The organism is Bacillus sp. JJ1127 (genome assembly GCF_036965845.1).
Taxonomy (GTDB): Bacteria; Bacillota; Bacilli; order Bacillales; family Bacillaceae_G; genus Bacillus_A.
Genome location: NZ_JBALQK010000365.1, coordinates 836 through 6689, shown reverse-complemented (window position 1 = coordinate 6689; position 5854 = coordinate 836). Strand labels below are relative to the sequence as shown.

At 36.1% G+C, this 5854-nt stretch carries 9 protein-coding genes and 1 pseudogene; 8 read left to right on the top strand and 2 right to left on the bottom strand.

The window, feature by feature from the left end; all coding sequences use genetic code 11:
• The 5 genes and pseudogenes from V7183_RS24535 to V7183_RS24515 all read left to right on the top strand — a co-directional run.
• Positions 1 to 317 (top strand): annotated as a pseudogene (locus tag V7183_RS24535) (PQQ-binding-like beta-propeller repeat protein); the annotation flags it as partial.
• Between the two features lie 33 nt (positions 318 to 350).
• Positions 351 to 1784 carry a PQQ-binding-like beta-propeller repeat protein gene (locus tag V7183_RS24530; protein WP_335361155.1) on the top strand — a complete coding sequence of 478 codons (1434 nt, stop codon included), beginning with the start codon at positions 351 to 353 and terminating at the stop codon, positions 1782 to 1784.
• A gap of 85 nt (positions 1785 to 1869) precedes the next feature.
• A complete protein-coding gene (locus V7183_RS24525; RefSeq protein ID WP_335361154.1) occupies positions 1870 to 2160 on the top strand; it encodes a hypothetical protein in 291 nt (96 codons plus the stop codon).
• Between the two features lie 14 nt (positions 2161 to 2174).
• On the top strand, positions 2175 to 2405 hold the full coding sequence (locus V7183_RS24520) for a phage holin (protein ID WP_335361153.1): 231 nt from the start codon (positions 2175 to 2177) through the stop codon (positions 2403 to 2405).
• A 21-nt stretch (positions 2406 to 2426) separates the two neighbouring features.
• Positions 2427 to 3194 (top strand): N-acetylmuramoyl-L-alanine amidase, encoded by a 768-nt coding sequence (locus V7183_RS24515; protein ID WP_335361152.1) that lies wholly within the window; start codon positions 2427 to 2429, stop codon positions 3192 to 3194.
• Between the two features lie 89 nt (positions 3195 to 3283).
• Here the strand turns inward: V7183_RS24515 and V7183_RS24510 are convergent, their stop codons facing one another.
• Together V7183_RS24510 and V7183_RS24505 are read right to left on the bottom strand one after the other, a co-directional pair.
• Entirely contained in the window at positions 3284 to 3772 is a 489-nt protein-coding gene (locus V7183_RS24510) for a hypothetical protein (protein WP_335361151.1), read from the bottom strand.
• 2 nt (positions 3773 to 3774) lie between these two features.
• Positions 3775 to 3978: a helix-turn-helix transcriptional regulator gene (locus V7183_RS24505; protein ID WP_335361150.1), complete on the bottom strand. Its 204-nt coding sequence runs from the start codon at positions 3976 to 3978 to the stop codon at positions 3775 to 3777.
• Positions 3979 to 4141: 163 nt separating this feature from the next.
• Between V7183_RS24505 and V7183_RS24500 the strand changes: the two genes are divergently transcribed.
• The 3 genes from V7183_RS24500 to V7183_RS24490 form a co-directional block, all read left to right on the top strand.
• Complete coding sequence (locus V7183_RS24500) at positions 4142 to 4444, top strand: hypothetical protein (RefSeq protein WP_335361149.1); 303 nt, start codon at positions 4142 to 4144, stop codon at positions 4442 to 4444.
• A gap of 2 nt (positions 4445 to 4446) precedes the next feature.
• On the top strand, positions 4447 to 4629 hold the full coding sequence (locus V7183_RS24495; RefSeq protein WP_335361148.1) for a hypothetical protein: 183 nt from the start codon (positions 4447 to 4449) through the stop codon (positions 4627 to 4629).
• 118 nt (positions 4630 to 4747) lie between these two features.
• Positions 4748 to 5854 (top strand): FtsK/SpoIIIE domain-containing protein (locus V7183_RS24490; RefSeq protein WP_335361147.1); only part of this gene is annotated, 1107 nt, incomplete at its 3' end.

Genomic DNA, 5854 nt, shown 5'->3' with positions numbered 1-5854 from the left:
ATGGAACTTTAAAATGGAAAATGCCCCTTGCATTAACTAACACTAGTGCAAATAATTCTATAACAATCGGTGCGGATGGTACTCTATATACTGTAGGAGCTGGTGGATTACTAATAGACGATTCTTATTATTATTCTCTAATAGCAATCGGAGACTCATACATAGACAAGGTATGCACAAAAGAAAGTACATCGATGGAAGTGCTTAAATCACTGGAAGCGAAAAGTGAGAATGCGAAATTAACAGAAGATGAAAAGAAAGAAGCGCGTGATATTTTGAAAAGATTATCTGACGATCTTGATAAGAAAGATAACTAGATTTAATTCAATTGTATATATAGGAGGTATGTCATGAAAAAGAAATTTATGTTAGTTTTGCTGCTGTTTGCTTTGATGATAGGATTAAACCCTCATTCAATAACACAGGCACAAACTACTAACACACAAGGTGATCAATTTGAACAAGGAAAATACGATTTACAAGCAGTATCCCCTTTCGGGACGAATTGGAATAGGAATTCACCTTATGCTGGAACAGAAACTAATAAGATAAAATGGGAGTATAAACTTTACCATAAAGATATTACAGAAATCTCTAAAATTCCTCATAGGCCATATTTTGCAGCACAACCAGCAATCGGACATGATGGAACTATCTATATAACAAGTCTAACTTCTACTTCTGCTAATACAAGTGAGAATAGAAAGTTGTACGCTTTAAACCCAGATGGAACTTTAAAATGGAAGAAGTCCATTATGAAGGGGGGATACAGTACACCCGTTATCGCTGAAGATGGAACAATTTATGTTACTGCGGATAATTTAACTGCTTTCAATCCAGATGGTTCAATTAAGTGGCAAGTGAAAACTCCATATAACACTACTCCTGTTTTGGATCGTGATGGTACAATCTATGTACGTGGAAAAGGAGGGATAGATGCTTATAATCCAGATGGGTCCAAGAAGTGGTCAGCAAATACAATAATAGAGGATGGATATTCACCTAGTCCCCTGCTTCTTTCAAGAGGTGGCATCATTTATACGCTAGTTTTTTCAAATAATAAGAATAATTATCTCTATGCTCATGATAAAAATGGTAAGGAATTATGGGAAAAATCTGTTCCGAGGACACTCAGCGGTACGGGATTCACTTTAGGGATAAATGATGAAATATTTGTAAATACACAGGACAAATTATATGTTTTTGATAAGAATGGGAACATAGTGCATCAATGGCAAGAAAAACAGAAAGAAGGATTGGTGTCCGCACCTACGGTTTCTTCTACAGATGGAACAATTTATGTGGGTGGGAGGGATTATACTTACGCATATAATCCAGACTATTCCTTAAAGTGGAAGTCTCCAACTAAAGGGATTATTCTAGCTGCACCTGTAATTGATAAAAATGGTGTAATTTATGCTAAAACAGATGATGAACTATATGCATTAAACCCTGATGGGACGCTTAAGTGGAAAATGCCTAAATCACCAACAGCTTTTAGGACTGCTAGTCATAATGACTCAATAATAATTGGTAAAGATGGAACCTTGTACAATGTTGGAATCTACTATGTTCCAAATAATGTAGATGCTACTTATACTTCCTTAATAGCAATTGGAGACTCTTATACAGACAACGTATGTACAAAAGAAAGTACATTCATGGAAGTACTAAAATCATTTGAAGCGAAAAGTAAGAATGCGAAATTAACAGAAGAAGAAAAGAAAGAAACCCGTGAGATTTTAAATAAACTTTCTAATAATCTTGATAAGAAAGATAACTAAATTCAATCTCGTTAAAAGAATTAAATAACTTGTGAGAAAGGAGAGACAAACGTCTCTCTTTTTAGTTTGCTCTTAAAAAGGGGTGATGGCGGTGGATCAGAAAGAATACGAGCGTATTGCGAAATTAGAAGTACAGTTGCAGTCAATGAATGCTACTGTAATTCGGATTGAGGAAAAGCTTGATTACAATCAAAAAAATTATATGCGGCGTAGTGAAATCGAGGAAATGTTTAAATTCCGCGATAGAGAAATTCGAGATTTAAAGCTCGCACAAGAAAAGAACGATAGCAATAAAAAAGCGCATATATCGATGTGGATTTCAGGACTGTCATTGGCAGTCCTTTTATTATTTAACATCTTAAATTTTCTGAAGTGAGAGGGGGTGATAATATGAAAAATTTCGATACTGCATCAATTGCTCGTTATGTTGTTCTGGTGATCGCGGTGTTAAATAGCGTACTAAATTTAGTCGGTTATCAAACCATTAGTGATGAATTGACAAACAACATAGTGGCTGTAGTTACAGGTGTTTTCACACTATACATGGCTTGGAAAAATAACTATATAAGCAACAAAGGTATGCAACAAAAAGATGTACTTGAGAAACACAATTTGAAATAAAAGAAAAGGAGACGATGAATAATGGCATACGCAGGAGTAGCAGGACATAATGCAATTGTACCAGGAGCATACGGATGTGGTTATGCAGAACATACAGTAGCCCGTCAAATGCTCGCAAAGGTCATTTCATATATGAACGTGGTAGGAGAAACAATGCATAATTGTACAGATGATGTAGGGAAGACGGCGCCTTCTTGTTGGCAAAATGCTGCAAGTAATACCAACCGCGCAATCGGTTCGAATGGTTTAGCTGTATCGATTCATTTAAACGCAGCGAACAGTAATGCGACAGGTACGGAAGTTCTTCATTACAACAATCCAGAACTAGCGGCAAAAGTGTCTGCAAAGATTGCTGGTGTATTAGGTATTAAAGATCGTGGCCCGAAAGACGGAAAATCGATTGGTTATATCAACTCTACAAAAGCAGAAGCAATTCTTATTGAGCTATGTTTCATCGATAATCCGTCTGATATGAAAAAGCTAATGGATAATTTTGATGCGGTTGCAGTTGCTATTGTAGAAGCGATTACTGGAAAAAGAGTGCAAAATGGGGGAGGAATTTTTGTGACTGACAATGGATATAAGCTAGTGGCGACAGGTGGCATTGGTTTTGACAAAATGCAAGAAACTGCAAATTTCCTGAACAAATTAGGCTACGGTGCTGCCATTCACATTTCAGGAAAAAATGACGGATTGTTTAGCGTTCGTACTGAAAGACGTATCGGATCGGAACTTGATAAGTTTACAGCTTGGTTAGACGCTAAAAACTGGTGGTATCAATACGAGTGATTAAATTCACAGCCTGATTGGATGAGGGAAAATGGTATTATGAATATTTGATGTAATGATTAAACCCGGCTCTTTCGAGTCGGTTTTTTTTATTTTCCTTCAATCAATGGGGCGCTAATTTTCGGCATTCCAGTTTTATCTTTCCCATCATATGCACCGTATATGGTTACTGCTGTACCTTTTGTTATTTTTAAGCCATTTTTTAAAACAATTTCATTTTCGTTTGATTGCACTCCACTTTGAGCGATTTGAATACTGTACATTCCTTTCCCGTTATTTTCGTCTGTTGTTAATACGAAAGAAGGGAATGCTGAGGACTTAAGTAATAAATCTACAGTTCCAGTTGCTTTGAGTCGTTTTCCTTTTTCGTATTCTTCCCCATTTGCTTTAACAAAATTTATTTCTTCTGCCTCGAGTTTTATCTTTTTATTTAATTCATCTTGGGATGTCAAATCTTTATTATTTTGTGTTTGTTTAGTTTCTTCTTTGGGTTTAGATTCAGTTTTTTCTGTTGTACCACATGCTGTTAGGGCAATGATCGAACCAAACATAACAAATGATAATAATTTTTTATACATTTTTATGCCTCCTCTAAATCTTCAATCCAAATATCTTCTACACGCATTTCTAATGTTTTTGCAATTTTAATCGCGTTGCGTAATGATGGTTCACTTTTCCCGTGTACAATTTGACTCAATTGTTGTGGAGTAATTTGTACTCTCTTAGCTAGTGCCCCTTGTTTTATCATTCGCTCGTCCAAAATTTCTTTGAGTCTACATTTCATATTAATTCACCTCATCTTCGTATATTCGATAACAAAAAGAAAATTCCTATTTACTTTTTTTAAGATGGACAAACAAGTTTTTAGTTTCTAGGTCATATACCTTTATCAAGGCCACGAGGAATACCAAGTGGAATCAGGGACATCAAGAAGGGAGAGAAAATACATGCGTTGGCAGTATACACACCTTAATGAAACACCTTTCCTTTATTCTTCGAAACATTTAAAGCAAATGTATAACCAATCCAGATCAAGAGGAGAAGCAGAGTCCATCTTAAATCACATGGGAAATCATAAAGTATTAAACCAAAAAGAGTATAAAGGTTACTTTAACTTGTCGCAGATCATTGAAGAAGATTTGTATGGAGAAGAAGAGGATATTCTTGATTGGGAAATTTTAATGGATTGCTATGATGTTGTTCTTACAAGACACGGAATTAAATTTCGTGAGAAGGAAGAGGAGGAATAGCTATGACACTAGCAGGGGAAGCGGTAATTATTTGGACGGCGACAGGTTTGTCAGTTATTACGATGAAAGTTGCGGAAAAAATGGGGCAGAGTGTTCCACTTTGGCTTCCACGTATGACCATGTACACAACGCTCACAGGCTCGTTCTTGTATCTTCTACGTTATGTTCTTGTCATGTTTCTATAAAGGAATATCAATTTGGAACTATACTTATTAGATATAGAAAAGGAAATCACTTGTACAATAGGCCTTTGTGGGAGAGGGAGTTTTATACCCTATAAGGGGTATAAAAAGGAGTGAGAAAATGATTGAATTATTATTGATTCCTACAGCTGCGTTAACTGTTGCTTTATACGGTGATAAGTTCAAAGGGAAGAACGATGATAAGAGAAAGATACAAGTCTTCTTCGAGGTATCCGGAATTGCGATCAAAAGAGAAGATAAGCTACAATATCCAAAGTTTCAAAAGCAAATCGATGATGATCGTAGTACGACTTATGTGTATACCTTACCTGTTGGAATGCCAAGCAAAGTTATTCAAAAGGTTGAGGATGTTGTAAGTGAGGGATTAAATAAACCCGTCCGGATTCAGTACGACAATTACAAATTAAACATTCGTGTATTCCATAGAGAAATACCAAAGAAATGGGATTGGTCTATAAATCTAATAAAGCATGGAAAATGGCGTGTTCCTGTTGGGCAAAGTCTAGAAATGATTATTTATCACGATTTTGATGAAACACCGCATATGGCAGTTGGGGGGTTAATTCGTATGGGCAAAACAGTGTTCTTAAAAAATTTATTTGCTTCATTATCATTAGCAAATCCAAATCATGCTCATTTTTATCTTATCGATTTGAAAGAAGAAGGCCTGGAATTCAGCGAGTACAAGAAACTGCAGCAAGTTGAACGAATAGCAGAAACACCAGAACAAGCGCATACGATGTTGCTGAAAGTCATGGAGAAGATGAGTGAGCGCGGCAAGTATATGAAAGAACGAGGGATTAAAAACATTGTTCATACAAAAGAAAAAGATCGTTATTTTATTGTTATTGATGAAGGAGCGGTACTTGCCCCTGCAAAAGGGTTGCCTAAAAAACACAATCTGATGTTAGAAGAATGTCAATACATGATTAGTCATATTGCCCGTGTTGGTGGAGCACTTGGTTTTCGAATTGTATTTTGTACACAGTATCCAACAAGTGATTCATTGCCAAGAGTTGTAAAACAGATGTCTAATGCAAAGCTAGGATTTCGGTTACCAACAAGAACTGCCTCAGAAGTTGTAATAGATCAGCCTGGATTAGAAACTTTACCATCCATACCAGGAAGAGCGATTTATATGAAAGAAAGCTTCATTGAATTGCAAGTGCCATTTATTGACGATGAGCTTATGTGGGAACATCTAAAA

Coding starts and splice junctions, on each gene's coding strand:
- V7183_RS24530 (WP_335361155.1), top strand. CDS start 351: ATGAAAAAGAAATTTATGTTAGTTTTGCTGCTGTTTGCTTTGATGATA.
- V7183_RS24525 (WP_335361154.1), top strand. CDS start 1,870: ATGGCGGTGGATCAGAAAGAATACGAGCGTATTGCGAAATTAGAAGTA.
- V7183_RS24520 (WP_335361153.1), top strand. CDS start 2,175: ATGAAAAATTTCGATACTGCATCAATTGCTCGTTATGTTGTTCTGGTG.
- V7183_RS24515 (WP_335361152.1), top strand. CDS start 2,427: ATGGCATACGCAGGAGTAGCAGGACATAATGCAATTGTACCAGGAGCA.
- V7183_RS24510 (WP_335361151.1), bottom strand. CDS start 3,772: ATGTATAAAAAATTATTATCATTTGTTATGTTTGGTTCGATCATTGCC.
- V7183_RS24505 (WP_335361150.1), bottom strand. CDS start 3,978: ATGAAATGTAGACTCAAAGAAATTTTGGACGAGCGAATGATAAAACAA.
- V7183_RS24500 (WP_335361149.1), top strand. CDS start 4,142: ATGCGTTGGCAGTATACACACCTTAATGAAACACCTTTCCTTTATTCT.
- V7183_RS24495 (WP_335361148.1), top strand. CDS start 4,447: ATGACACTAGCAGGGGAAGCGGTAATTATTTGGACGGCGACAGGTTTG.